Annotated in this window: 22 protein-coding genes; 10 read left to right on the top strand and 12 right to left on the bottom strand. The window is 66.4% G+C overall.

The features are described 5' to 3' along the window. A complete protein-coding gene (locus HNR60_RS20550; protein ID WP_184261558.1) occupies window positions 1-327 on the bottom strand; it encodes a conjugal transfer protein TraD in 327 nt (108 codons plus the stop codon). A gap of 171 nt (window positions 328-498) precedes the next feature. Between HNR60_RS20550 and traA the strand changes: the two genes are divergently transcribed. The 3 genes from traA (at window position 499) to HNR60_RS20535 (ending at window position 4,689) form a co-directional block, all read left to right on the top strand. After that, the gene (gene traA / locus HNR60_RS20545; protein ID WP_184261556.1) at window positions 499-3,483 is read left to right on the top strand and encodes a Ti-type conjugative transfer relaxase TraA; all 2,985 of its coding nucleotides are present in this window, start codon (window positions 499-501) and stop codon (window positions 3,481-3,483) included. Window positions 3,484-3,666: 183 nt separating this feature from the next. Then, the gene (locus tag HNR60_RS20540; protein ID WP_184261554.1) at window positions 3,667-3,882 is read left to right on the top strand and encodes a helix-turn-helix transcriptional regulator; all 216 of its coding nucleotides are present in this window, start codon (window positions 3,667-3,669) and stop codon (window positions 3,880-3,882) included. A gap of 465 nt (window positions 3,883-4,347) precedes the next feature. Then, window positions 4,348-4,689 carry a VanZ family protein gene (locus HNR60_RS20535; protein WP_184261552.1) on the top strand — a complete coding sequence of 114 codons (342 nt, stop codon included), beginning with the start codon at window positions 4,348-4,350 and terminating at the stop codon, window positions 4,687-4,689. Between the two features lie 48 nt (window positions 4,690-4,737). On the opposite strand, the gene HNR60_RS20530 is transcribed toward HNR60_RS20535, so the two are convergent. From HNR60_RS20530 to HNR60_RS20510, 5 genes are all read right to left on the bottom strand, one after another. After that, entirely contained in the window at window positions 4,738-5,931 is a 1,194-nt protein-coding gene (locus tag HNR60_RS20530; RefSeq protein ID WP_184261605.1) for a glycosyltransferase family 4 protein, read from the bottom strand. Window positions 5,932-6,192: 261 nt separating this feature from the next. Then, the gene (locus HNR60_RS20525) at window positions 6,193-7,449 is read right to left on the bottom strand and encodes a glycosyltransferase family 4 protein (RefSeq protein WP_184261550.1); all 1,257 of its coding nucleotides are present in this window, start codon (window positions 7,447-7,449) and stop codon (window positions 6,193-6,195) included. Continuing rightward, the gene (locus HNR60_RS20520) at window positions 7,449-8,186 is read right to left on the bottom strand and encodes a polysaccharide deacetylase family protein (RefSeq protein ID WP_347339364.1); all 738 of its coding nucleotides are present in this window, start codon (window positions 8,184-8,186) and stop codon (window positions 7,449-7,451) included. The genes HNR60_RS20525 and HNR60_RS20520 overlap by 1 nt, the downstream gene beginning before the upstream one ends. Continuing rightward, a complete protein-coding gene (locus HNR60_RS20515; RefSeq protein WP_184261546.1) occupies window positions 8,170-9,552 on the bottom strand; it encodes an O-antigen ligase family protein in 1,383 nt (460 codons plus the stop codon). Before HNR60_RS20515 ends, HNR60_RS20520 begins: the two co-directional genes overlap by 17 nt. A 5-nt stretch (window positions 9,553-9,557) precedes the next feature. Beyond that, on the bottom strand, window positions 9,558-11,165 hold the full coding sequence (locus HNR60_RS20510; protein ID WP_184261545.1) for a GumC family protein: 1,608 nt from the start codon (window positions 11,163-11,165) through the stop codon (window positions 9,558-9,560). A 257-nt stretch (window positions 11,166-11,422) separates the two neighbouring features. Between HNR60_RS20510 and asnB the strand changes: the two genes are divergently transcribed. From asnB to nadE, 4 genes are read left to right on the top strand one after another with little or no spacing between them, the layout of a single operon-like run. Then, window positions 11,423-13,363, top strand: coding sequence for an asparagine synthase (glutamine-hydrolyzing) (gene asnB / locus HNR60_RS20505; protein ID WP_184261543.1), 1,941 nt, complete (start codon window positions 11,423-11,425; stop codon window positions 13,361-13,363). 23 nt (window positions 13,364-13,386) lie between these two features. Beyond that, window positions 13,387-13,653 carry an acyl carrier protein gene (locus HNR60_RS20500; RefSeq protein ID WP_184261541.1) on the top strand — a complete coding sequence of 89 codons (267 nt, stop codon included), beginning with the start codon at window positions 13,387-13,389 and terminating at the stop codon, window positions 13,651-13,653. A 19-nt stretch (window positions 13,654-13,672) separates the two neighbouring features. Next, entirely contained in the window at window positions 13,673-15,220 is a 1,548-nt protein-coding gene (locus tag HNR60_RS20495; protein ID WP_184261539.1) for a class I adenylate-forming enzyme family protein, read from the top strand. Then, window positions 15,217-16,224: an NAD(+) synthase gene (nadE, locus tag HNR60_RS20490; RefSeq protein ID WP_184261537.1), complete on the top strand. Its 1,008-nt coding sequence runs from the start codon at window positions 15,217-15,219 to the stop codon at window positions 16,222-16,224. Before HNR60_RS20495 ends, nadE begins: the two co-directional genes overlap by 4 nt. A gap of 215 nt (window positions 16,225-16,439) precedes the next feature. Here nadE and HNR60_RS20485 read toward each other — a convergent pair whose 3' ends face one another. Together HNR60_RS20485 and HNR60_RS20480 are read right to left on the bottom strand one after the other, a co-directional pair. Continuing rightward, the gene (locus HNR60_RS20485) at window positions 16,440-17,552 is read right to left on the bottom strand and encodes a hypothetical protein (protein WP_184261535.1); all 1,113 of its coding nucleotides are present in this window, start codon (window positions 17,550-17,552) and stop codon (window positions 16,440-16,442) included. After that, complete coding sequence (locus HNR60_RS20480) at window positions 17,549-18,217, bottom strand: N5-glutamine methyltransferase family protein (RefSeq protein ID WP_184261603.1); 669 nt, start codon at window positions 18,215-18,217, stop codon at window positions 17,549-17,551. The genes HNR60_RS20485 and HNR60_RS20480 overlap by 4 nt, the downstream gene beginning before the upstream one ends. Window positions 18,218-18,456: 239 nt before the next feature. Between HNR60_RS20480 and HNR60_RS20475 the strand changes: the two genes are divergently transcribed. The 3 genes from HNR60_RS20475 to HNR60_RS20465 are packed head-to-tail and all read left to right on the top strand — an operon-like array spanning window position 18,457 to window position 23,020. Then, window positions 18,457-19,806, top strand: coding sequence for a lipopolysaccharide biosynthesis protein (locus HNR60_RS20475; RefSeq protein ID WP_246433035.1), 1,350 nt, complete (start codon window positions 18,457-18,459; stop codon window positions 19,804-19,806). 29 nt (window positions 19,807-19,835) lie between these two features. Next, entirely contained in the window at window positions 19,836-20,831 is a 996-nt protein-coding gene (locus HNR60_RS20470; protein WP_184261533.1) for a glycosyltransferase family 2 protein, read from the top strand. Between the two features lie 2 nt (window positions 20,832-20,833). After that, window positions 20,834-23,020 carry a glycoside hydrolase gene (locus HNR60_RS20465; RefSeq protein ID WP_184261599.1) on the top strand — a complete coding sequence of 729 codons (2,187 nt, stop codon included), beginning with the start codon at window positions 20,834-20,836 and terminating at the stop codon, window positions 23,018-23,020. Between the two features lie 202 nt (window positions 23,021-23,222). Here HNR60_RS20465 and HNR60_RS20460 read toward each other — a convergent pair whose 3' ends face one another. Genes HNR60_RS20460 through HNR60_RS20445 form a run of 4 tightly spaced genes read right to left on the bottom strand, consistent with a single transcriptional unit; the run spans window position 23,223 to window position 26,519 of the window. Next, a complete protein-coding gene (locus tag HNR60_RS20460) occupies window positions 23,223-23,930 on the bottom strand; it encodes an ATP-binding cassette domain-containing protein (RefSeq protein ID WP_184261531.1) in 708 nt (235 codons plus the stop codon). After that, window positions 23,923-24,705 (bottom strand): ABC transporter ATP-binding protein, encoded by a 783-nt coding sequence (locus HNR60_RS20455; RefSeq protein WP_184261529.1) that lies wholly within the window; start codon window positions 24,703-24,705, stop codon window positions 23,923-23,925. The genes HNR60_RS20460 and HNR60_RS20455 overlap by 8 nt, the downstream gene beginning before the upstream one ends. Further along, entirely contained in the window at window positions 24,702-25,643 is a 942-nt protein-coding gene (locus tag HNR60_RS20450; RefSeq protein ID WP_184261527.1) for a branched-chain amino acid ABC transporter permease, read from the bottom strand. The genes HNR60_RS20455 and HNR60_RS20450 overlap by 4 nt, the downstream gene beginning before the upstream one ends. 3 nt (window positions 25,644-25,646) lie before the next feature. Then, on the bottom strand, window positions 25,647-26,519 hold the full coding sequence (locus tag HNR60_RS20445; RefSeq protein ID WP_184261525.1) for a branched-chain amino acid ABC transporter permease: 873 nt from the start codon (window positions 26,517-26,519) through the stop codon (window positions 25,647-25,649). Window positions 26,520-26,740 lie beyond the last annotated feature (221 nt).

The raw sequence follows: 26,740 nt of genomic DNA, 5'->3' as shown, positions 1-26,740 counted from the left end.
TCATGCCGCGCCCTTGCGGCCTGATGCCGATGGCGCGCCGCCCGGTTGCGCCGCAGCGCCGCCCGCGTCGCCGTCAGATGCCGGTGCATTTCGCCGCGCCCGGCTCTGAAAGAACGCGGCCCCGCGCTTCGCCCATGCCTCCCTCCTTCCGGCATCCCTGGTTTCGCCCAGCACGATTAGCGCGCCCGCCAGTTCGTTGGTGCTGAGTGCGTCAGCCCCGGTGGCGATGACCAGCTCACCGAGTTGCTGCACCTTGCGAGTCTTCAGTTCTCGCGCCTTGTCCTGAAGCGCTTTTAGCTCCCCGTCGAAATCCCGCGGCTTGCGCATCACGTCCTCCTGCAATGTTGATGGAGCGATGATAGTTGAGCAGCTTGCGGAAGGCTGTAAGGTCGCCGGGACGGTTTGAGACGGCGTAGTCCCGTCCGAGAATTTTTCGAGGGAGGGCGCGCTTATACGTCGTTCCGACGTTCGCTTCGCCGTGGCAATGATCCGATCGCGATGGCGATCTATCATCTTCACGTCAAGGTCATTGGCCGCAAGTCTGGCTCCAGCGCGGTGGCGTCGGCCGCCTACCGCTCGGGCTCGCGGTTGCGCGACGAGCGCCTGGACCGCAGCCACGACTTTTCCGCAAAGCGCGGCGTCGTCCATTCTGAGGTGATGCTGCCGGAGAATGCGCCGGCGGCATGGAGCGACCGTGAACGGCTCTGGAACGATGTCGAAGCGTTCGAGATCCGCAAGGATGCGCAGCTTGCCCGCGAGGTCGAGTTCGCCATTCCGCGCGAGATGACGCAGGCGCAGGGCATCGAACTCGCCCGCGACTTCGCGCAGTCGGAGTTCGTGGACCGCGGCATGATCGCCGATCTCAATGTGCATTGGGACATCGCCGAGGACGGCATGCCCAAACCCCACGCCCATGTCATGCTGACCATGCGAGCGGTGAACGAAAACGGCTTCGGCCCGAAGGTGCGGGATTGGAACCGCACGCAGATGGTCGAACGCTGGCGCGAACGTTGGGCCGAGCTCGCCAACGAACGTCTGGCCGAACTCGACATCGACGCGCGCATCGACCATCGCAGTCTTGAGGCGCAGGGCATCGCCCTGGAGCCGCAAAGCCAGATCGGCGCATCCGCGCAGCGGATCGAACGCGAAGGGCTCGAGGCCGCCGACCGTGCGGAGATGCACCGCGAGATCGCGCGCGGCAACGGCGAGCGCATTATTGCCGATCCCTCCATCGCGCTGGACGCGATCACGCATCAGCAATCGACCTTCACGCCGCGCGACATGGCAAAGTTTGCACATCGGCACAGCGACGGGATCGACCAGTTCAACGCAGTGATGGGCGCGATGCGCGGCGCACCCGATCTGGTCGAACTCGGACAGGACGGACGCGGCGAAGACCGCTTCACTACCCGCGACATGATCGAGACCGAACAGCGCCTGCACCGCGCTGCCGAACTCATGGCCGAGCGGGAACGCCATGCGGTGGAGGACGCTGACCGCGAAGTTGCTTTGGCTCGCGCCGAACAGCGCGGCCTTGCCCTGTCCGGCGAGCAGGCCGACGCGCTGGCGCATGTCACGGACGGGCGCGATCTCGGGATCGTGGTCGGCCATGCCGGAACGGGGAAGAGCGCGATGCTGGGCGTGGCGCGGGAGGCATGGGAAGCCGCGGGTTACGAGGTCCGGGGCGTGGCGCTGTCCGGCATCGCCGCCGAGAATCTGGAAAGCGGATCGGGCATTGCGTCACGCACCATCGCCAGCATGGAACATGGCTGGGGCCAGGGCCGCGACCTGCTCAGCGCGCGCGATGTCCTGGTGATCGACGAGGCCGGCATGGTCGGCACGTGCCAGTTGGAGCGCGTGCTGTCCCATGCCGCCGAGGCCGGTTCCAAGGTGGTGCTGGTCGGAGATCCGCAACAGCTGCAAGCAATAGAAGCCGGCGCGGCGTTCCGGTCGATTCATGAGCGCCACGGCGGCGTCGAGATCGGCGAGGTGCGCCGCCAGCTGGAGAACTGGCAGCGCGACGCCACGCGCGACCTGGCGACCGGTACGACTGGCGCAGCGATCCATGCCTATGACGAAAACGGCATGGTCCATGCCGCCCCGACACGAGAGGACGCGCGCAAAAATCTGATCGACCGCTGGGACCGCGACCGGCAGGCATCACCGGACCGCAGCCGCATCATCCTCACCCATACCAACGACGAGGTTCGCGCGCTCAACGAGGGGGCGCGGGACCGGATGCGGGTAGCGGGCGATCTCGGCGAGGATATGCGTGTCACGGTCGAACGCGGCGCGCGCAGCTTCGCCAGTGGGGATCGCGTCATGTTCCTACAAAACGAACGCAGTCTCGGCGTGAAGAACGGCACGCTCGGCACCATCGAGCATGTCAGCCAGCAATCCATGTCGGTGCGCACCGATGACGGGCGCAACGTCTCGTTCGACCTCAAGGATTACAACCGCATCGACCACGGCTATGCCGCGACCATTCACAAGGCGCAGGGCATGACGGTGGACCGGACCCATGTGCTGGCAACGCCGGGCATGGATGCCCACGGCAGCTATGTCGCGCTGTCGCGACATCGCGACGGCATGGACCTGCATTTTGGCCGTGACGACTTTGCCGGTCAGGACCGGCTGGTCCGCACCCTGTCGCGCGATCGGGCCAAGGACATGGCGTCGGATTACAAGCGCGCCGATCCGGTGCAAGACTACGCCGAACGTCGCGGCATCACCTTCCGCGAGCGTGTCGCCGAAATTGTCCAGAAACTCGTGCCGGAGAAGCTGCGCGCTATTTTTGACGGCCTGCGCCTGCCTGCAGACGGCGCGCCTGGCCACGACGCCGTCCAGCGACCGGAAAGGGAAAGCGCGAGTGTGGAGGCGCGGCGCGACTCTGTAGCTCCAAGCAGAGAAATTGCCGAAGACCCGGAGGCGGCATCACGCATAGCCCGGACCGAAGCTCTCAAGCGTCATGCCCGCGCGGTGGACGCGATATTCAGCGCCGAGAATGCCGACGGCAAGGCCGGCCCGGATCAGATGCGCGAACTGACCGACGCCCGGAAAGCCTTTGAGGACGTGCGTCCGCATGGCTGGCGCGACGCCGAAGCGGCTTATGCCAAAGACCCGAACCTCGCTCGCGAAGCGGGATCAGGCCGGGTCAACCGCGCCGTCCGTGCCCTCCAGTTAGAGACCGAAATGCGCACCGATCCCAGCCGTCGCGCCGACCGTTTCGTGGAGCGTTGGCAGAAGCTCGACCGGACCAGCCAGCACCAGTATCAGGCGGGCGACATGTCGGGCTACAAATCCACGCGGGCGGCCATGGGCTCCATGGCCAAGAGCTTAGAGCGCGATCCGCAGCTTGAATCCATTCTCGCGGGCCGCAAGCAGCAACTCGGCATCCAGTTCGAGACAGGCCGCCGCCTCGGCGCAGAACTCGCCTTCAATCATGGCATTGGCCTTGGCAGAGGACGAGGGATCGGGCTCTGATCTGATGCTTGTCGTTTTCCCAAAACCTCACCACACTTTTGGGCGACATTGATCGATCCCGCCGATCACAAGTATTTGCCGCCGATTGTACACCCCGCTAGGACGGCACGAAAAATGCTCTTGCGCGCGCGTCACTGCTTGCTCTGACTGGATCAAGAGCAGTCAGCAGGAAGCGGCGTAAAGATGCCAGAACCAGACCGAATCATCCGCCTGAAAACCGTTCTGTCTCGGACCGGACTGTCCCGTTCCACCATCTACCGCAAGATTACGGAGGGGACATTCCCGGCCCAGATCAGAATCAGCGTCAACGGCGCAGGCTGGCGCGAATCCGACATCAACCGCTGGGTCGCAGATCCCGTCTCATGGCGTCCGAAACACGAGTTCGATGAGGCCCGGTGAGGTCGGTGGTTGTACTATTTTCTCACGCGGGTCCTTCAGACACGGCAGCCAGCGCCGTGTGGCCGACGCAGACGATCTTCCGTCGCCGCGTTGTATCTGACGCCCTGCTTTTACGGTTTTGCGCCCCGTAGGGAAATATAGTAGATCATGACGTATGATCGCGCCCGCACAAGCCCCCCGGAATCGAACCCAAATTGGCTAAATTCGGCTTGGTATCCGTGCTGGTATCGCTGTTTTTTCGGAGCTACAAACCGCCGATTTATTAATCGGTTATAGCCTCTATTCGGTGCCGGCCAGGGCACCATTCCCGACCGCTCCGCTAAACGGGATGGCGCTTGGCTGCTTGGCCGAGCTGGACCGGCGATGATCGCACGCCATCTCCGGCAGTTCCTTGCAAGGCGTGAGCCGGCCCCGCGGCGCCGGCCGATGGCTTCTCACGACAGCCGCGTTCGCCTACAAGACGGCATGAAATATTTGCGGATCCTGGCCTGCGTCGGCGTCGCCGCGCTGGTGCTGCTGACCATCGTGCCGGCGGACGACCGGCCAGTCACCGGGCTGCAGCACGACGTTGAGCATTTCGGGGCGTTTCTGCTGCCGGGCCTGCTGCTCGGCTTCGCCTTCGAGAAGAAGACCTCGCTGCTGCTGATCGGCGCGGTGTGGTTCTGTCTCGCGCTCGAAGCGATCCAGATCCCGCTGTCGACCCGTCACGCCCGGCTCGAGGACGCGCTGGTCGACAGCCTTGCGATGTGCATCGGCATCGTGGCCGGGCGGCTCGCCAAGAGCCAGTTGCTGCGCTTGCGGGCCTGAGCGGCACGCCGGCCGGCTAGACGGTTCGCGCGACCTCGCGCGAAAACGCTATGCCGACCCGCGCGGCGCTTCGCGCGGCTGGGGCCGCGGGCTGCGCAGCAGGTCGCGATACACGTCCTCCGTCTTCTGCGCGACGCCGGACCAGCTATAAGCGTGCTCGACCTGGGCGACCTGCGCGCGGACCTGTTCGGCGCTGAGCGGATTGGCAAGCTTGTGCGCCATCGCGGTGGCCAAAGCGTCGATATCGCCGAGCGGAAAGTAATCGTCCGCCGGCAGCCCGAGTTCACGGTTGGCGACGATGTCGGAGGCCAGCACCGGAAGCCCGGCCGCCATGGCTTCCAGCAGCGCGATCGGCATGCCCTCGTGGCTCGACGGCAGCACGAACAGCGCGGCATGGTTGAACAGGTCGGCGAGTCGGTCGCCGGATTGAAATCCGGTCAGCACCACGCCCGGAACGTCCGACGCCATCGCCCGGACCCGCCGCGCATACGGCGTTTCGAACTCGGCGCCGCCGGCGAGCACCAGCTGAAAGCCCGGCGCATAGCATTTCGCAAACGCCTCGATCAGATCGGTCTGGCGCTTTTCCGGAACTAATCGCGCGGCGAGCAGAACGTAGCGCTTTGGGGTAAGGCCGAATTCCGCCACGATGCTGGTGTCGGCAGTCGCGCGGGTCAGCGCGACGCCGTTGGGAACGAACGAGACAGCGGCGCCGTAGCGCGCGGTCATGGTTTTGGCGACGTCGTTGGAGACCGCAATGCGCCGATGCGCCAGATGCATGCCGAGAAATTCGCCGAGCTTCAAGGCGCGGCGCGCCAGCGCGCCCCACTTCTGCCGGTCGTAGTCGTAGCCGTGATGCGTGACCACCACCTTGAGCCCGAACAGCCGGGCGAGCGGCACCAGCAACGCCGGGCCGACGGCGTGGATATGCAAAATGTCCGGGCGGCGCCAGGCCGCCAGACACACGCCGATGAAGGTGTGAACCACCGCCTCGAAGGCCATGCGGCGCGGCGCCCACAGCGCGACGATGCGGATGCCGTTCCATGACCGCGACGCCCGCTTCGGCAGATAGCGGCTGCGACCGATCACCTCGACCTCCCAGCCGGAAGCCGCGAGTTCCTTGGCCAGCATCTCGACGTGTTTCTCGATGCCGCCCTGGACGTGCGGAATGCCGCGCAGCCCGAGAAACAGCACCCGCGGCCGCGCCGTCGTTTCGGCGACCACCAACGAATGGCCCGGGGGCATTTCAAAAGGAAAACTGGTCAATTGCCGCCTCTGTTCGATTGTTGGCGACCAGCGCCGACGACGACACCCTTGTGATGTACGGCTAGTGCTGCATCTCGTTCCGCAAGAGCGCTCGTGGTCGCTGCCGCAGAACAAGCCACGACAATCGGAAAAATTCTCGCATCAAACTAATTCGAATTTTATCGATCATAAGCCGTCGCGCGATGCGGCGACGAGCTATTGGCTGTTAACCTTGATAGGCGGGCCGATGATGAACGCCGCTCAGGCCGCGCCGAGTTCGGCGTAGAGCGCGAGCGTGCGGTCGCGATAGGCCTGCGCGGAAAATTCCTGCGCGATCCATTGCCGGCCGCTGTCGCCCATCTGCGCGCGTTGCGCGACGCTCAGAGCGGCAAGCTGACCAAGCTTGTCGGCGAGATCGTCGACGTCGCCGGGGCGCGCCAGCAATCCGGTCTCGCCGTCGCGGACCATCTCCGGAATGCCGCCGATCGCGGCGCCGATCACCGGGCGGCCGAGCGCGTAGGCTTCGAGAATGCTGAGCGGCGCGTTCTCGTACCACTCCGACGGCAGCACCAACGCGCGCGATTGCCCGATCAGGCGATGCAGATCCGCGCCGGCGAGATGCCCGACGAAGCTCACGTCGGCGTCGCGTTCGCTGACGAGTTGACGCAGTGCTGTTTCCTCGGGCCCGGTGCCGGCGACGATCAGCCGTTGCTTGGCGCGGGCCACGGCGCGGATCAAGGTCGCAAGCCCTTTCTCGGGCGCGAGCCGGCCGGCGAAGACGAAGTAATCGCCCTCGTCCCAGGCGGATTGGAACGCCGCGACGTCGACGAAATTCGGAATGTAGCGCAGCTGCTCGCGCGGCCAGTTCCATTCGACGAGCTTCTCCACATAGAACCGGCTCGGCACCACGATACGATCGATCTTGTTGCGATAGAGCCCGAGGCCCCGGTGCAGCAGCGTCTCCGCCAGCACCAGGCCGGACAGCGGGATGGAGTCCTTGATGCAGCGATGCCGCAGCACGTTGTAGACGTGGCCGCCCTTGCAATCCTCGCAGGGCTTGGCGTCGCGCAGCATCTTGTAGGCCGGGCAGGCGAGCTTGAGATCGTGTGCCGTCATCACCACCGGAATCCCGGCGTCCTTCAGCGTCGCGAAGATCGCCGGCGACAGGTGATGATAGACGTTGTGGGCGTGCGCCACCGAAGGCCGCGCCTGCGCGATCAGCCGGGCGATGTTGCGCTGCGCTTCGAACGAGTAAAGGATGCTGGCGGCCTGCGTCAGCTTGCGCAGCGGGCTCGAGGCGCGGCCATATTCGATCTCGGAGACGAAATATTTCGACCACGGCGAGGGCTGGTTGGCCTCGTGCTGCATGGCGAACGGCACGACGTCCCAGCCGATTTCGGCGAACATCGCCATCTGGTCGAAGAACACCGTCTCGGCGCCGCCGCGGCGATAGAAGTAGTTGTTGATCGCCAACAGCCGCTTCGGCGCATCCGGTTGGTGCTGCGCCAAGGCGGTCATCACCAGCCGATCCGATCCAGCGCGCGGTCGACCGGCAGGATGGCGCAGCCGCGTTCGGCGGCGTAGCGGACCAGATGGTCGAAGGTCTGCGGCGTGCAGCCATAGGGCGTCGGGTTCGCGGCGACGTCGTGGCCGAAGAAGATCAGCCAGCCGGGATCCGCCACCACGTCGTCGATCCAGCGCGTCAGCGCGCGCGCCTCGGCCTCCGGGCCGATCGCCACGCTCTTCAGCATCAAGGGATCGACCATGCCGCGGTTGACGCTTTCGCCGGCGCCGCGGCAGCTGCGGAACCGGCTGCGGAATTCGCTGCGCGCCGGCGGCCACGCCGAATTGTAAGGAAACGCGAAGTTCCGCGGCGGCGCCGCGAGGCCAAGGCCGGCGAGATAGTCCGCGTTGCGATCGAGATCGCGGGCGAACTCGGCGCCGGAAAAACTGCGCACCTTGCGGTGTGAAAAGGTGTGGCAGCCGAGCTCGTGACCGCGCTCGGCGAGGTCGCGGCAATCCGGCGGCGTGATGATGCTGCGGTCGGCTTCGACGGTGCCGGCGAGGCCGCCGGCGATGTAGAAGGTGCCGCGCGCGCCGTAATGTTCCAGGATATCGGCGCCCGGGCTGCGGGCGCTGTCCGGCACGTCGTCGAAGGTGAAGGACACCAGCGCGGTGTCGGTCTGCAAGGCCCGCTTCGGGCCCCCCAGTGTCCAGATCGCGCGGTTCATCAAACGGTCAAAACGGTTCGCCATCCAATCGAGACGCTTCTGCGCGCGAGGCATGGGCCGGGGTCCTCCGTGTCTTGGGCCGCGCGACTTCTGTCAATGCGGCCGATGATTGTAGGGACAGTCCGTAGACGGCGACCAGGAAGGTAAACCACAACAGGTCGCCGCCTTCGAAAAACAAGCTTTCCAGAACGGCGTTCAGGATGGTGTAGAGCCAGACGCGGATGAACAGCCGCGTCAGGTGGGAATGTTCGACCGCGGGTCCGAGCCGCGAGATGCTGCGCAGCGGCAGCACGATGATCCAAATCAGCGTCAGAACTAATCCGGGTAGTCCGGTCATCAACGCGATATCGAGATAGGAATTATGGCCGTTCGCCGCGGCCACCGCCCAGGTCTCGACGGAACCGCCGCTATAGACCAGTTCCGAAGTCTGCCAGAAACTCTTGAATCCATATCCGGTCAGCGGCCGGTCGGCGAGCGCGGAGAATGCGAAGCGCCAGATGTCTGCGCGATTGGTAAACGTCGCATCCACCCCGAGCTGGGTGACGAAATCGCCGAGCGGCCGGAACACCGCCGACCCGACCGCGAGCAGATTGAACAGCCCGATGCCGCCGACCACGATCGGAATCCGCAAGAAGCGAACCCGCTCGAACACCCAGGCCAGCAGCAGGATCGCCGGCAGCATCGCGGTCGAGGTCTTGCCGCCGGTGTGCACCAGGAACACGAACGACAGCCCGATGATCGCCAGGCCTGCGAGCTTCGACCAGGCGTGCAGGACGTAGAAGCCGAAGAACGACGCGATCACCATCGCCGCCGCGGCGCTGTTCTTGTGCGGAAAGTGCCCGCGCCACAGCCCGGCATTCATCGGCTCGCGCAGTTCGGAGGCCTGATGGATCGCCAGCGTCGGCTTGAACACGATGCCGTAGTAGCTCACCGCGAGCACGATCAGCGTGGCGATGCCGAGCAATTTGGCGAACTGCCGCTCGGAGTTCGGCAACAGCAGATAGATACTGGCATTGGCGGTCGCCATCACCGCCAGCACCACGCCCTTGATGCCGAGCATCGGATGCGCGGAAATCAGCGATACCACAAAGAACCACAGAAACAGCACGGCGAGAAACGCCCGCGGCTGCAGGATGGCGCTGCGCATCGGGTGGCCGAGGCCGTAGCCGAGCGTGCAGGCGAACAGCAACAGCGCGACGATCTGGTTCAGCGCGTTGGATTTGCCGGCGCTGGGATCGAGCACCGCCTCGCCGGTGAGATCGACGAACGGCGTCAGCGAGATCCACAGATGCAGGAAGATCGCGACGAACAGAAAGCCGCCGAACGCCCGGCGCAGCCGGTCCGTTTGATCGGCGAGCCCCGGCGCAGCGCTGCCCGCGATCTCCGTCATCGAGCTCAGCCGTGGGTCGGTCGTGGATCGCGCAGATAGAACCAGGCGCCGCGCATCAGCGCCGCGGCGATGCCGAGCAGCAGGCCGAGGATCGCGCCGCCGATCAGCAAGTACAGCGTGCGCGGCGGCCAGCTGCGCGCCTTCGGCGGCATCGGCCGCGAGATCACCCGCACGTTGCTGGTGTCGATCTGCTGCCGTTCGCCGATCTGCTGGGCGCGCGCCAGATGGCTTTCATAGATCGCCGCCTTGGCGCGGGCGTCGCGCTCCAGATCGTGCAATTGCACCAAAGCGTCGTTGTCGGTGAAGACGTTGGATTTTTCGACGCCGGCTTTGCTTTGCAGCATCTTCAGCGTCGCCTGTTCGCGGTCGAGATCGGCCTTGGCGAGGTCGAGGATGCGGCGCGCCTCGCGCACGATCGCGGCGTCCACCGCCTGCTGTTCGGACAGCGCTGTCACCATCTGCGGATGCTTGGCGCCGAAGATCGCCGCGATCGAGCCGACCTGCTGCTGCAACGTGTTGTACTGCTGGCGCAGGTTGGTCATCGCCGCGGAATCGAAGATCGAGGCGCTGGCGGTGCGGCGCTCGGCGATCGCAGCACTCATCTGCTTGTAGCGGGAGTCCGCCTGGATGAAGCGCTGCTGGGCATCCAGCACCTGGGTGTTGAGCTCGCTGGAAATCCGGGTGCTGACCAGTTCGCCGTTGCTCGACTGCAGCCCTTTGGCGCGGCGGAAATCCTCCACCTTGCGCTCCGCCTCGTTGACGTTGCGGCGCAGCTCGTCGAGCCGCTCGTTGAGGTTCTTCACCACCCGCCCGGCGCTTTCCGAGGACGATTGGAACAGCTCGGCCTCGAACGCATCGACGATGGCGTTGGAGATCGTCACCGCCTTCTCGGGATCCTGCGACCACAGCTTCATCACCACGACGAAGGAGCGCTCCTCGCGGCGCGCTTCGACCTGTTCGGACAGCGCGCGCATCACCTCGAGCCGGCGGTCCTGAGTGGCGTCCTTGGCGGAGATCAGGTTGCGCAGAAACGACAGCCCGCCGGGTTTGACGAATTCGGGGTCGTTGGTGAGATCGAGCCGGTCGATCACCCGCGTCAGCACGTTGCGCGAGGTCAGAATGCGCAGCTTGCTCTCGACGTCGAGCAATTGCGCGTCGCGCTGCGGATTGCTGGTGAAGACGTCGTCGCGCACGACGTTGAGATTGGCGGGGTCGACCAGAATATCGGTGAACACCGTGTAGCGCGGCGGCGTGGTGAGCGCGACCATCAAGGCCGCGGCGACGCAGAGCAGCACCGCGGTGACGATCGCGCCGCGGCCGCCGCGCAGCCAGCCGACGACATCGGCGGTCTCGACGTCGCGCAGCAGCTGCAATCGGGACCATGGATCGTGGGGAACGGACGCGGGCGGCGTGGAACTCGGCGCCGGGCGGGGCGACGGGACCGGCTCGGGCTGCGGCCGCAGCGGCGCCGCGGAGGTGGCGGCGGTGGCCGTGGGCGTGACGGCGGCGTCGGCGATCGCCGGTTCGGCGGCGAGCGCCGCATTGCCGAGCAACCAGTGACGGCCTGTCGGTCGAGGCGTTTGGCGCGGCTCCGACTGCTTCGGCCTAAACATCCGTGTTCGCCCTCAGCACGCAGCAAAGATGGAAGGGGCGTGCTTGTCCTCCGTGACTCTCCCCACAGCTAGGCCCACATGCTGAATTTTGAGTTAATCGGCGCCGTGGCGGCCGCGGCAAAAAAACCCCGAAATCTCGGGCATGCTGTAACTGTTATGTTTACCATTCATAAGGATTTGCCGAACGCGTTAACGCTTGTTGGGAGCGCGGCCCACTATATTTCGCCGAGAAGTTGATCAGACGCAGGCATCTCGGCATGTGCGGTTTTGACGGATACTTCGGCGATGTTCGCCACGGGCGGGCGCTCCTGGAGCGCATGACGGCCGCGATCGCGCATCGCGGTCCGGACGAGCACGGCGTGTTCACCGCTAAGGGCATCGGGCTCGGCCATGCGCGGCTGTCGATCGTCGGTCTCGGCGACGGCCAGCAGCCGATGTCGGACCAAAGCGGCACGCTGACCATCGCGTTCAACGGCGAGATCTTCAACTACGTGGAACTGCGCGAGCAGCTGCGCGCCAAGGGCCGCCGCTTCCGCACCAGCAGCGACACCGAAGTGATCCTGCATCTCTACGACGAGATGGGCGAGGATTGCGTCTCGCTGCTCAACGGTGACTTTGCGTTTGCGATCTACGACGGCCGCCGCCGCCAGCTGATGCTGGCGCGCGACCGCATGGGGGTGCGGCCGCTGTTCTATGTGAGGCACGGCGGCGCGTTGTACTTCGCCTCCGAGGTCAAGGCGCTGCTCGAGGTGCCCGGCGTCGAGGCGGAACTCGATCCGCGCGCGCTCGATCAGATCTTTACGCTGTGGGCGCCGATCGCGCCGCGCACTGCGTTTCGCGACATCTATGAGCTCGAGCCCGCGAGCCTGATGATCGTCAAGGACGGCGGCGCCACCACGACGCGGTCGTATTGGAGCCTCACCTATCCGGATCGCGATGCTCCGCCGCGTTACACCGACGAGCGCGAAGCCGCCGAGCAGCTGCGCGCGTTGTTGACCGAGGCGACGCGGCTGCGGATGCGCGCCGACGTGCCGGTCGGCAGCTATCTGTCGGGCGGGTTGGACTCCTCGGTGATTTCCGCGCTCGCAGCGCCGATGGCGCCGGAGGGCTTGCGCACCTTTTCGGTGACGTTCGACAGCGCCGAGCACGACGAGAGCGCGTTTCAGAACGAAATGGCGCAGGCGCTCGGCACGCGGCACAGCACGGTCAACTGCGGCGACGGCGATATCGCCGCGGTGTTCCCCGAGGTGATCCGCTTCACCGAACGGCCGATCCTGCGCACCGCGCCGGCGCCGCTCTACAAACTCTCCGGGCTGGTGCGGCAGCAGGGGCTGAAGGTCGTGCTGACCGGCGAGGGCGCCGACGAGGTGTTCGCCGGCTACGATATTTTCAAAGAGTCGCGGGTGCGCCGGTTCTGCGGCCGGCAGCCCGGCTCGCGAATCCGGCCGCACCTGTTCCGCAAGCTCTATCCCTATCTGCCGGGGCTGCAGCAGCAGTCGGCGGAATATCTGGCGTCGTTCTTCGGCGCCGGCAATGTTCCGCTCGACGATCCGTTGTTCTCGCACCGGCCGCGCCTCAACGGCACCGCGGCCACCAAGCTGTTCTTCTCCGCCGAGCTGCGCGAACAACTCGCCGGCTTTGATGCCGCAGAGGAATTGGCCTCAAGGCTCCCCGCGGCCTTTGCGCGGTGGCATCCGCTGCATCAGGCGCAATATCTCGAAGCCCGCTTCCTGCTGCCGGGCTACATCCTGTCCAGCCAGGGCGACCGCATGGCGATGGCGCACGGCATCGAGGGCCGCTTCCCGTTCCTCGATCATGGTCTGGTTGAATTCGCCGCCAGCCTGCCGCCGGAGATGAAGCTGAAGGGGCTGGTGGAGAAGCACATCCTGCGCGAGGCGACCAAGGACATCCTGCCGCGCGCGATCGGCCGGCGCACCAAGCAGCCGTATCGGGCGCCGGACAGCCAGTCCTTTGTCGGCCGCAATGCCGCGGACTACGTCGAGGCGGCGATGGGCGAACAACAGCTCCGCGCCGGCGGGCTGTTCGATCCGCGTGCGGTGTCGAAGCTGCACCAGAAATGCAGCGCGCGGCCGACCGGCGGGTTCCGCGACAACGCCGCGTTCGTCGGCATCCTGTCGACGCAGCTGTGGCTGCAGAGTTTCACCGGCGCGCGCCGCCGGCAATCTGACGCCGCCTGATTTTCAACGACGAGAGGAACGACATGACCGAGAGCATCAAGGACAGCGTGAAGGCCTTCGTGATCGAGAACTTTCTGTTCGGCGACACCAGCCAGAATCTCGCCGACATCGACTCGCTGATCGAGAACGGCGTGATCGATTCCACCGGCGTGCTGGAACTGGTGGCGTTCATCGAGGACCGCTACGGCGTCACCGTGGCGGATGCCGATATCGTGCCGGCCAATCTGGATTCGCTGGACCGCATCGCCGCCTTCATCGCCGCGAAGACCGCGACGAAGGCGGCCGCATAAAGCAACGGAGCATCGAGCGATGCGGATCGAGCAATTCCTGATCGGCAACGCCGCACTGCGCGGCGACAAGACCGCGCTGGTCACCGAGCGCAGGCGGCTGCGCTATGACGAATTGGACGATCTCTCCAGCCGGCTGGCGTCGCGCCTAGCCGCTGCCGGCGTGGCGCGCGGCGATCGCGTGCTGGTGTTCATGGACAATTGCTGGGAAGCAGCTGTTGCGATCTTCGCGGTGCTGAAGGCCGGCGCGGTGTTCAGCCCGGTCAACGCCTCCACCAAGGCCGACAAACTCGGCTACATGATCGCCGACTGCGAGGCCGCCGCGATCCTGACCCAGGCGCGGCTCTTGCCGATCGTGACGCAGGCCCGCGCCACGATGGCCGCGCGGCCGCTGTTCGTGGCCTCAACGCAGCCGCCGAAAACCGCCGCGTCGGATGGTGTGGTGGCGTTCGAGGCGTGTCTGCAAGCCGAGCCCGAGCCGGTGCGCCATGGCGGCATCGACGTCGATCTGGCGATGCTGATCTACACCTCGGGCTCCACCGGCCGCCCCAAGGGCGTGATGATGACCCATCGCAACATCGAGGCGGCGGCGAGTTCGATCACCACTTACTTGCGCAACACGCCCGACGATATCATCCTCAACGTGTTGCCGCTGGCGTTCGACTACGGCCTCTATCAGCTATTGATGGCGATCAAGCTCGGCGCCACGCTGGTGTTGGAAAAATCCTTCGCATTTCCGCAAGCCATCTTCGAGAAGATTCGCGCCGAGAGGGTCACCGGCTTTCCGCTGGTGCCGACCATGGCGGCGCTGATCCTGCAGATGCGCGACTTGCAGCCGGGCTTTTTGCCGAGCCTGCGCTACATCACCAACACCGCCGCCGCGTTGCCGCCGGTGCATATCGCCCGGCTGCGTGAAATCTTCCCCGGCGTCGAGCTCTATTCGATGTATGGGCTGACCGAGTGCAAGCGCTGCACTTATCTGCCGCCGGATGAGCTCGATCGCCGGCCCGGCTCGGTCGGCATCGCGATTCCCAATACTGAAGCCTTCGTGGTCGATGACGACGGCAACACCGTGCCGCCCGGTGTAGTCGGCGAATTGGTGATCCGCGGCCCGCATGTGATGCAGGGCTATTGGCGCAATGACGCCGCCACCGCGCAGATGCTGCGCCCCGGCCCGCTGCCGTGGGAGAAGCGGCTGCACACCGGCGACCTGTTCCGCACCGACGACGAGGGCTTTTTGTACTTCGTCGGCCGCAAGGACGACATCATCAAGACCCGCGGCGAAAAGGTGGCGCCGAAGGAAATCGAGACCGTGCTGCACGCCCACCCCGGCATCGCCGAGGCGGTGGTCACCGGGGTGCCTGACCCGGTGCTCGGCCACGCCATCGCGGCGCTGATCGTGCTGGCGGATGAAAGCCTCACCGAGCGTGAGATCATCCGGCATTGCGCGCTGCATCTGGAAGACTTCATGGTGCCGAAAATCATCGAATTCCGTCGCGCCTTGCCGAAGACCGACACCGGCAAAGTCAGCCGCAGGCTCGCGGTCGAAACATTGGGATCAGCCGAATGAACGCTGCATTGCCTCCGCACAACTTCGCCTTTTCGGCGAATACCCTGTTGCTCGACAACGCCGCCGAGACCGACCGCATCGTCACAGCCTTGCGCGAGCAGGTGCGCGGGTTGCGCAAGCGCGGCTTGGTGCTCGGCCTCTCCGGCGGCATCGATTCCAGCGTCTCGGTGGCGCTGGCGGTGCGCGCGCTCGGGCCGAAGAACGTGTTCTGCCTGTTCATGCCGGAAAACGATTCCGATCCGGACAGCCTGCGGCTCGGCCGCCTGGTCGCCGAGACCTTCGGGGTGGAATCGGCACTGGAGGACATCGGCCCGACACTGCAGGCGATCGGCTGCTACCAGCGCCGCGACGGCTTCATCCGCCAACTGGTGCCGGATTATGGCGAGGGCTGGTCGTCGAAGATCGTGATCGCCAATTCGCTGCAAGAGGGCGGCTACAACATCTCCTATCTGGTGGTGCAGGATCCGAACGGCCAGCAAACCAGGCTGCGGATGTCGCCGCAGGTCTATCTCGGCATCGTCGCCGCCACCAACATGAAGCAGCGCACCCGCAAGCAGATCGAATATTATCACGCCGACCGGCTGAACTACGCGGTGCTCGGCACCCCGAACCGGCTGGAATACGATCAGGGGTTTTTCGTGAAAAACGGCGACGGCGCCGCCGACGTCAAGCCGCTGGCGCATCTCTACAAGACCCAGGTCTATGCGCTCGCCGCTCATCTCGGGATTCCCGAGGAGATCTGCCGCCGGCCGCCGACCACGGATACGTACAGCCTGGCGCAGACCCAGGAGGAGTTCTACTTCTCGCTGCCCTATGACCGGATGGATTTGTGCCTGTACGGTCTCAACAACGGCATCTCCGCCGACGAAGTCGGCGCCGCGGCCAAGCTCAGCGCGGTCGAGGTCGAGCGGGTGTGGGCGGATATCGCCGCCAAGCGCAAGGCGACGCGCTATCTGCATCTCGGCCCGCAGCTGGTCGCGCCGGTCGACGAGGTCGCGCACTGAGGCGATCGACCAAATCGACGAACAGCTTGCAGTAGACCGTGCCCCGGACTGCAGCGCCGCGCGACGCCCTTGCGGCGCACGGCGCTGCAGAGCCGGGGCCGTTACGGAGACTGCCGTCGTCACGGTCCCGGCTCACGGCGCAGCGCAAGAGCGCTGCACCGCGTCCGGGACACGATGCTGATTGCTGGCTTTGATGGCGTGGATGGTGGCCTCGCTCAGTCGAAGCGGCCGCCGATCAGCCGGCTCCAATGTTCGCCAACCAGACCGTTGGCGAAACCTTGCGAGCGGCGGAACGCTTCGACCAACGCGTCGTCGCGCGAATGCACCACGGTGGCGCCGCCGTGCGCGAAGGCGATGCGCCGGCTCAGCATCTCGTCGAGCAGCGCCGGCTGGGTGCGGCCGCGCAGCCCCGCCGCACCGCGCGCTGTGGCATCACCGATCAGGCAGTCCAGCACCACGCCGGCCTGTCCCGGCTTCGCCAGCACCTGGATCACCCGGGCGATCTGGCCTGAACGGACGTGATACAGGAAGGCGCCGACCGGCGCGCCGCTCGACGTGGTCACCGCGGCGAACACGGCGTCGCCCTGGTCGGCCTTGTTGGCGGCTTCGCTCAGGATGTAGCCGAGCTGGTCGCCGCGCCAATCCGGTCGCAACGCAAATTGCGCGGTCAACGGTTCGACCAGCGCGGCAAAGCCGGCGGCATCGATCTCCGACACCTGCAGGCCGCGCTTCGGCTGCCAGCCCGCCGGCACGCCCGACCAGCGCGGTTCATCGCCGGTGATCCGCCGTAGATACAGGGCGTCGATGCCGCGGGCGAGCGGCGCCAGCAGCCGCTGCGCGCCGATCCGTGTCGCCGCGAAGTCGAGCAGGAACGACGCCGGCCGGATCATCCGGAACCAGTCGAGGCTGTATTGCGTCAGCGCGATGCCGCGCAGCCGGGTCCACATCTGCACCGACACCGCGCTCGCGGTTTCGCTGATCGACAGGTCCTGCGGTCCGGCCAGCAGCGATTTCAGCAGCCGCGCGCCGGCCATCGGGTCGCTGCCGTGGTGCTCCACCATCATCGTGCTGCAGATCGCGGCACGCAATTTTCGGCCGTGATAGCTCATCGGCACCACGTTGACGCCGATGAAGCCGGAGACCCCCCCGTCATTGACGTGAACCAGCGAGGGGATGTCGCTCTCGCACAGCGGGGAGGCGAGGTAATACTGCCGCAGATAGGCGGTGAGCGCCGGCGACGGCGGCTTGCGGCCATCCCGGAAGATTCGTTGGAACAGCCCGGCGACCGCGGCAATATCCGCGTCCGCCAAGGGTCGGATCTGGCTCATGCCGGCTGGTCCGTCGTGGGCGGGTGGGCCGCCGCGTCGGCGCGCTTGCGCACCACCGCGACCCGCGGCGTCGCGGTGTGATCGCGCGCGAAGCTCGCGCTTTCGTAGGCCTTGGTGCGGGCGATCAGCGCCGCGGCCTGGCGATGCTGGCCTTCACCGAATTCGAACAGCAGCCAGCCGCCGGGCTTGAGAAACGCCACCGCATCGCGGACCACCCGCTGATGGATCGAAATGCCGTAGGGGCCGCCGTCGAAGGCTTCGCGCGGCTCGGCCGCGAGCAGATGCGCGCTCTCGCCTTCGAGCCGCGCCGCCGAGATGTAGGGCGGATTGCACACCACCATGTCGACCGTGCCTTCGAGTTGGTCGGCCGCCAGCGCGCCGAACAGGTCGCCCTGGCGGATCTGCACGCGGTGCTGGAAGCCGAGCCGCTCGGCGTTGCGCCGCGCGAACGCCACGGCGCTGTCGGTGAGGTCGGCGGCCCAGATCTGCGCGGACGAGATCTGCGAGGCGATCCCCAGCGCCAGATTGCCGGAGCCGCAGCACATGTCGATCACCCGTGCGCCGGGCGGCTGCTGCCGCAGAATGCCGGCGGCCTGGGTGCCGAGCAATTCGGTCTCCTGGCGCGGCACCAGCACGCCGGGGCCGAGCTCGAGATCGATCGCCATGAAGCGGTGGCGGCGCGGCGCGTCGTTCTGATCACGTTGTGGTGTGTGCGGCACGGATCGGGTTCCGGTGTTGACCACGCTGTTGTCGCACGAGACCTATGGAGTTCCGGTAAACAGACCTCGAACTACGTCGCATTCGATATTAACCCTACGATCATTTCTGACTGCTAACCGGGCTCGAACCGATGGTGTAATGCACGCCGTCGCACTATCTCGAAAGCTGTCGAGGATACCACTGGATGGCTTCGGATCACGTCAAAGGATCGGGCGGTCGCAGAGCGTTTCTGCCGATGGTGATGTCGTATGCGGCGTCCGGCGGTAGCCTGGTCGTCAGCTCGGCGGCGCAGCTGCTGACCTTCGCGATTCTGGCGCGTTTCCTCGGCGTCCACGAATTCAGCCTGTTCGTCGCCATCACCGCGGTCGCCAATATTGCGGTTCATGTCTGCGGGCTTGGCGCGATGGAGTGCCTGGTGCGCCGCGTCGCGCGCGATCGCGCGATCTATCCCGACATGCTCGGCCACAACATCATCCTTACCGCGATCACCGGCACCCTGCTGGTGCTGCTCGGCGTCGTGGTTCTGCCTTACTACTTTACGCTGTCGCCCGATCCTGCCACCAACATCGCGGTGATAGCGCTGTTGCTGATCACCAACATCGTATTCGTCCGCGTCATCGTGCTGTCCGAGCAGATCTTCCTCGCGCATTCGGATTTCGGCCGCGCCAATATGGTGGTGGTCGGCTTCGCGGTGGCGCGCACCATCGCCGCCGCGCTGTGCTGCCTGGTGTTCGGCGTCAGCAGCATCGTCTCGTGGTCGATCTGGCAATTCGCCTGCCATGTGCTGGTGGCGCTGGGCTGCTGGGCGGCGATCAGACAGCTCGGCCGGCCGCACTACCGGCTGGTGCGGGAAGAGCTGCCGCTCGGGTTCTATTTCAGCATTCCCTGCATCCTGCGCGCGTTGCGGCAGAACGCCGACCTTTTGGTACTCAGCCTGGTGACCTCCGCCGAGATCATGGCCAGCTACAGCGTGGCGCGCCGCATGCTGGAAAGCAGCTATCTGTCGGTCGAGGCGCTCAATCGGCTGGTCTATCCGGGCTCGGCCAAGATCTCCAGCGCCGGGCTGCAGCATGCAATGCCGCGCATCCGTATGGTGCTGTTCGCCGCGGTGCCGATCAGCATCGCCACCGCGCTGACGGTGTTCGTGCTGGCGCCGGTGCTGCCCTATCTGTTCGGCAAGGATTACGTCTCGCTGGTTTCCTTCGTGCGGATCCTGTGCTGGGTCGTGGTGCCGCTGGCGATCTGGTCGGTGGCGGTGGAAGCGCTCGGCGCCTCCGGCAACCAGGGCGCCCGCGCCGCGGTGATGGGGCTCGGCAGCGTGGCCGGCGCCGCGGTGGCCGCCGCCGCCACCTGGTACGCGCCGCCGATCGGCACCTTCGTGTCGTTCTACGTCATCGAGACCGCCACGGTGGTGGTGGCCTGGGGCACGCTGTGGCACATCGTGCGTCGCGACCAACTGCGTGAGGCGTCGCGCGAGGGCGGCGGCGTCCTCCCGCCCGCGGTCGCCATCGCCCCCGCGTTCCGCAACGAGTGACCAGCGTTCGGACCCATCCTGGAGGTCGCTTGGCCGTTTCCATCATCATCAAGACGCTGAACGAGCAGGCGCGGATCGCCGCCGCGATCGAGAGCGCGCTGGCTGCGCTCGGCACTGTGCCGGGCGAAGTCATCATCGCCGACAGCGGCTCGACCGACGACACCATCGCGATCGCCTCACGTTACCCGGTGGTGATTGCGCAGCTCGTGGCGCCGGCGCGGCCGAGCTGCGGCATCGGCCCGCAGCTCGGCTTCCAGCATTCCCGCGGCGACTATCTCTGCCTGATCGACGGCGACATGCAGCTCGATCAGGATTTTCTCGCCGCCGCGATCCGCGAACTCGAGAGCGACCCCAAGCTCGCCGGCGTCACCGGCCATGTCGAGGAGATGCAGGTCTCGAGCCTGGAATTCGCCCGCCGGGTGCAGCGCGGCGGCGCCGAGTTCCGCGTCGGATCGATCGACCGGATGAACGGCGGCGGGCTGTATCGGCGCAGTGCGATTGCCGATGCCGGCTACCTGACCGACCGCAACCTGCATGGCCACGAGGAGTTCGAGCTCGGCATCAGGCTGCGCAGCCGCGGCTGGCAGCTGCGCCGGATCGATCGGCGGTTCGTCCGGCATTTCGGCCACACCATCAATTCCTATCGGCTGCTGCTGCGCCGCTGGACCAGCAAATATCTGCAGGGCACCGGCGAGGTGCTGCGCGCCGCGCTGGGCCGGCCGTATTTCATCCAGGTGCTGCGCGAATTGCCGGAACTGAGATTATGGGCCGCGGTCTATCTGCTCTGGGCGCTGTGCCTGCTGCTGATCGTCGCATTGCCGAACAAGGCCGCGGCGCTGCTGTTAGTTGTCGCGCTGTTCGCCGGATTGGTGGCGATCGTCAGCCGGCGCAAGGGCAGCGTGCGGATGGGGCTCTACACCGTGGTGGCGTGGTTCTTTCACGCCGCGGCTTTGCCGATCGGATTCTTTCGCGCACGCCTGCAGCCTGACGCTCCGATCGAGAGCCGCATCGTCGGAAGCGCCTGATGATCCGGCGGCTCACGCTGGCGTTGGCGCTGGTCGCACTGAGCTGCGCCGGCGGCAGCGCGACGGCCGCCGAGCAATGGCTGCCGGTCCGCGAGACCTCGCTTGAACTGAAGCCCGGCAGTCCGCTGGATTTTTCCGCGATCTTGCCGAATCGCGCGATCGATCCGGGGCATCGACTGATCGCGGGGCCGACCGGACAACTGGTCTATGCAGGCGCGCCGCAGACGCCGCTGCGGTTCGCCTGCGCGTCGCTGGCCTGGGGCCCGGCGTCCGGCGGCTATCCCGATCACGACGGCGCCGACCGCTACGCAAGGCAACTGGCGATGCACGGCTACAACATCGCGCGGCTGCATTTCGTCGACGCCAGCCTGATGGCCGGTCGCGCCCGCGATTTCGATTTCGATCCGCAGACGCTCGACCGCGTGCACTACATGATGGCGGCGCTGAAGAACAACGGCATCGCCTGGATGATCGACGGGCTGACCTCGTGGCGCGGCGGCTATGGCGGCCATGACGACGGCTGGGATCCGGTCAGCAATCTCAAGCTCGCGGTGCACTTCGACGACGCGGCCTTCGCGCATTGGGCCGCGCTGGTGCAAAAGATCTTCACCACCGTCAATCCCTACACCGGCACGGCGCCGATCCGTGACGACGCCTTGGCGCTGGTGGTGCTGACCAACGAGAACGCCATCGAGTTCGACGGCGTGACCCGCGACGCGCCCGGCAAGCCGCCCTACGACGCGATGCTGGCCGCGCCGTTCAATCGCTGGCTGAAGCAGCGCTACGGCTCCACGGCGGAGCTTTCGAAAGCCTGGGGCGGGCTCGGCGGGAGCGAGACGCTGGAAGACGCTTCGATCCGTCTGCCGAACGACCGCTACGCCGACAGCCCCCGGATGCGCGATCTGCAGGCGTTCTTTACCGAGGTGGAGATTTCGTCCGCCGCGCGGATGAGCGCTGTGATTCGTGGCTTCGGCTATACCGGGTTGATCAGCACCTACAACAACTGGCCGACGGTGCAGACCGCGCTGAGCCGCCGCGGGCTCGACGCGGTGACGATGAACACCTATCACGACTGGATCGGCGGCTACGAGCCCGGCCGCAAGATCCTGCAAACCAGCTCGCTCGTCGACGGCGCCAACTACATGCGGATGGCGGCGGCGTCGCGCTGGCTCGGCAAGCCGTTGGTGATGACCGAATACGACCATCTGTTCTGGAACCGCACGCGCTATGAAGCCGGGCTGGTGATGCCGGCCTATGCGGCGCTGCAGGGTTGGGACGTGCTGTGCCGCCACGGTCATGGCCCGATCGTGCTGCGTTATGGCGAGCCCTATCCGCACAAGCAGAAGATGCTGCCCTACGCGATCGCGCTCGATCCGGTGGCACGCGCCGGCGAGACGCTGTCGGCGCTGTTGTTCCGCCGCGGCGACGTGGCGCGCTCGCGCGTGACGATTCCCTTCGCGGTGCGCGGCGAGCAGGATTTGAGCAACGACATGCAGGCGCGCGAGCCGGAGAGCTTGACTGATTTGGCGCTGGTCGGTCGGATCGGTCTGCAGGACGCGGCACAGCTCGGCGATGAGATCGCCGTGCTGCAGCCGCGCAGCGCAAACAGCGCCGCGACCATCATCGCGCGGCTCAAAGCGAGCGGCGCGCTGCCGCGGGACAACCTCACCGATGTCGCGGCCGGCGTGTATCAGAGCGACACCGGCGAACTCGTGCTGAATCGCCCGCGCCGGCAGTTGCGGCTGGTGACGCCAGCCACCGAGGCGCTGGCGTTCGCCGCGCAAAACCTGCCGGTGCAACTTGGCCTGCTCAGCGTCGACGCCGCGGAGGGCGACGGGCTGATCGCGCTGTCGTCGCTCGATACGCCGGCGTCGCTGCAGAACGGCCGGCGGCTGTTGCTGATCTTCGCCACCGACGCCGGCAACAGCGAGATGAAGTTTCGCGACTGGCAGGACAAGGTGATCGCCGATTACGGCCGGCTGCCGGTGCTGATCCGCAAGGGCTCGGTCGATCTGAAGCTGGCGCGGACCGCGGCGCGCTGGAAGCTCTCGCCGATCGGCCTCAACGGCGCGGTGAAGCCGATGCTTGCTTCGGGCGAGGGAGCGATTGCGTTTCACCTGTCCAACGACGTCGCGAGCGGGCCGACGACGTATTTTCTGCTCGAGCTGGATGATGGCGCCAGGCCGTGATGTCGCGCGATCGCTTTGGTAAGGCTCATTCAGCAAATCACATAACGTCGTCATTCCGGGGCGCGAGTTCGAAGAACGAGCGAACCCGGAATCTCGCGGCAAGCGCGGACGCCAATTCGTAGCGAGATTCCGGGTTCACTCGCAGCTGACGCTGCTCGTGCCCCGGAATGACGGCCTCGTAGTTGCGAAGCGCCGCACGAGCCTACTTATCAAACCCCAGATACGCCGATTTCACCTTCGGGTCGGACAACAGATCCGCGGCCTGCCCGCTATGCACGATCCGCCCGGTCTCGATCACATAGCCGCGGTCGGCGATTTCCAGCGCGGCGGCGGCGTTCTGCTCGACCAAGAGCACGGTGATGCCGTCGTTGCGCAGCGCCACTACCGCGGCGAGAATCTGATCGACCAACAGCGGCGACAGCCCGAGCGACGGCTCGTCGAGCAGCAGCAGCTTCGGCTTGCCCATCAGCGCGCGGCCGATCGCCAGCATCTGCTGCTGGCCGCCCGAGAGCCCACCGGCGGCCTGGTGGCGTTTGTCCTTCAGCACCGGAAACATCGTGAAGATTTTCTCGCGGTCGGCCTCGATGTCGGCATCGCGGCGCAGATAGCCGCCGAGCCGCAAATTGTCCTGCACGCTGAGCGGGCCGAACACCTGGCGGCCCTCCGGCGATTGCAGGATGCCGCGCGCCACCCTTTTGTGCGGCGGCAATTTGTCGATCCGCTCGCCGAGAAACCGGATCGCGCCGCCGGTCACGGGCTGCACGCCGCTCAATGCGCGTAGCAGCGTGGTCTTGCCGGCGCCGTTGGAGCCGATCAGCGCCACCACTTCGCCGGCGCGCACGGTGAGGTCGATGCCGTGCAGCACCGCGATGCGGCCGTAACCGGAGTGCAGGGCTGCGACCTCAAGCACGCGCCGCCTCCCGCGCGCCGTGCTTGCCGAGATAGGCTTCCAGCACCGCGGGGTTGTCGCGCACCTCCTGCGGATTGCCTTCGATCAGCATCCGGCCTTGCACCAGCACCAGGATGCGATGCGAGATCTTCATCACCAGCTTCATGTCGTGCTCGACCAGCACCACCGCGATGCCCTTCGCGGCGACGCGGCAGATCAGCTTGTCGATCTCCTCGGTCTCCACGGCGTTGCAGCCGGCGGCGGGCTCGTCGAGTAGCAGCACCCGCGGCTCGGCGGCGAGCGCACGCGCGATCTCTAGCCGCTTGCAGGCGCCATAGGACAATGAGCCGGCGAGCACATCGGCGCCGTCGCGCAATCCGACCTGATCGAGAAAGCCCAACGCGGCCTCGCGCGTCGCCCGGTTTTGCCGCGTCACCGACGGCAATCGCAACAGGTCGGCGAACAGGTTGCAGCGCTCCTGCAGATGCCGGCCGACCATGACGTTCTCGGCCGCGGTCATGCGCTGGAAGATCTGCAGGTTCTGAAAGGTGCGCGACAGCCCGCGCGCCGCCAGCGCGTCCGGGGCAAGATCGGTGACGTCGCGGCCATCGAGCGCGACGCGGCCGTGGCTTGGCCGATACATCCCGGAAATTACGTTGAACAGCGTGGTCTTGCCGGCGCCGTTCGGGCCGATGATGGAGAAGATCTGGCCTTGCGCGACCGCAAAGCCGACGCCGTCGATCGCCTTGACGCCGCCGAACGCAATGCCGATGTCGCTGACCTCGAGGATCGTCATCGGCCTGTCCTCGTGAGCAGCTTCCACGCCATCGGCACCATGCCGTCGCGCATGAAGATCATCGACAGGATGATGATCGCCCCGAGCATCAGGTTCTCGTAGTCCTGAAACACGGTGAGCAGCTGCGGCAGCACGATCAGCACCGCGGCGCCGACGATCGAGCCGACGACGGAGCCGAGCCCGCCGAGCACCACCATGGTGACCAGTTCGACCGAATGCAGGAAGCCGGCCTGATCGGGATTGATGAAGCCGTTCATCATCGCCAAAGCCGAGCCGGCGATCGAGCCATACACCGCCGCGATGACGAAGGCCTGCAGCTTGAAGCGGTTGACGTCGACGCCGGTGACTCTTGCTGCGATCTCGCTGTCGTGCAGCGCGCGAAACGCCCGGCCGGTCGGGGTGTCGTCGAGATTGAGCGCGATCCAGGCGCCGATCAGCAGCAGCCCGCCCGTGATCCAGTACCAGGTGGCCGAGCCCGAGGCGCGCCAGCCGAACAGCGATAATTTCGCCACCGCCATGCCGTCCGGCCCGCCGGTCCAGCGGCTTTCGGTGGTGATCACCATCGCCACCAGCACGCCGAAGCCGAGCGTGGCGATGGCGAGGTAGTGGCCCTTCAGCCGCAGGATCGGCCGGCCGACCAGAAACGCCAACAGCGCCGACAGCGCCGCGCCGATCGCGAGTGCCACCAACGACGGCAGGCCGAAGCGCGCCGGCAGAATCGCCACCGCATAGGCGCCGATGCCGAAGAAGCCGGCATGGCCGAGGCTGACCTGGCCGGCCTTGCCCATCAGGATGTTCAACCCGATCGCGGCGAACGCCGAGACCCAGACCAATGCGGCGACGCGCAAGTAATAGCTCGAGGGAAACACTAGCGGCAGCAGCGCGATCACCGCGGCGAGCACGACCAGGATGACGTAACGGTGGTTGAGCCGGGCCATCGCTCAGACCCGGTCGACGCCGCGGCGGCCGAACAGGCCCTGCGGCGCGGCGAACAACACGCCGAGGATGACCAGGAAGGCGAAGGCGTCCTTGTAGGTCGAGCTGAGATAGCCGGCGCCGAACGCTTCGAGCAGGCCGAGCAGCAACCCGCCGGCCACCGCGCCGAGCGGATTGCCCATGCCGCCGAGCATCGCCGCGGCAAAGCCCTTCAACGCCAACAGCGTGCCGACGTCATAGCTGGTCAGCGTGATCGGCGTAATCAAAATGCCGGCGACGGCGCCGATCGCCGCCGAGCCGCCGAACGCCAGCGCCATGACCGTGGAAGTGTTGATGCCGACCAGTCTGGCGGCGAGCCGGTTGGCCGCGGTCGCCACCACCGCCTTGCCGAGCAGCGTGCGCTCCATGAACAGATACAGCAAGAGCACGATCACCGCGGTGCCGCCGAGCACCCAGAAGCTCTGCGGCTGCACCGCGGCGCCGAACAGATCGACCGGCGCATCGCCGGAGAACGCCGGCAGCTTGTGGAATTGCTTGTCGAACACGATCTGCGCCGCGCCGCGCAGCAGGATCGAGGCGCCGATGGTGATGATGATCAGCGACACCGCGGAAGCGCCGCGCGCCGGCGCGATCGCGCACCAATACAGCAATAGCCCGACCGCCACGGCGACGCCGATCGCGATCAGCGCCGCCAGCGGCAACGGCACGCCGGCGGCCGAGGCGAACACCGTCACCATGCCGCCCAGCATGACGAACTCGCCCTGCGCGAAATTCACCACGTCGGAGGCGTTGTAGATCAGCGTGAAACCGAGCGCGACCAGCGCATAGACCGCGCCGACCGTCAGTCCGGACACCAGGAATTGCAGGAATTCAGCCATGATGCCCGGGGGTGATTGATGTCGTGTCACAAAGCCGCGGCGGCGGCGTCTCCCTCTCCCCGCTTGCGGGGAGAGGGTCGGGGTGAGGGGGCGCCTCCGCGAGGCCGCCCTTGGCGAGACGGGGGGGGGGGGGGGGGGGCCCGCCCCCCCCGGCCCCGCCCCCCCCCCCCCGCCGCCGCGCGCCGGCGGGGCCCGCGCCCGCACCAGACAGCCCCCCCCCG

Source organism: Rhodopseudomonas rhenobacensis, from assembly GCF_014203125.1.
Lineage (GTDB): Bacteria > Pseudomonadota > Alphaproteobacteria > Rhizobiales > Xanthobacteraceae > Rhodopseudomonas_A > Rhodopseudomonas_A rhenobacensis.
The sequence above is the reverse complement of the archived record's forward strand: the minus strand, read 5'-3'. Positions and strand labels throughout refer to the sequence as shown.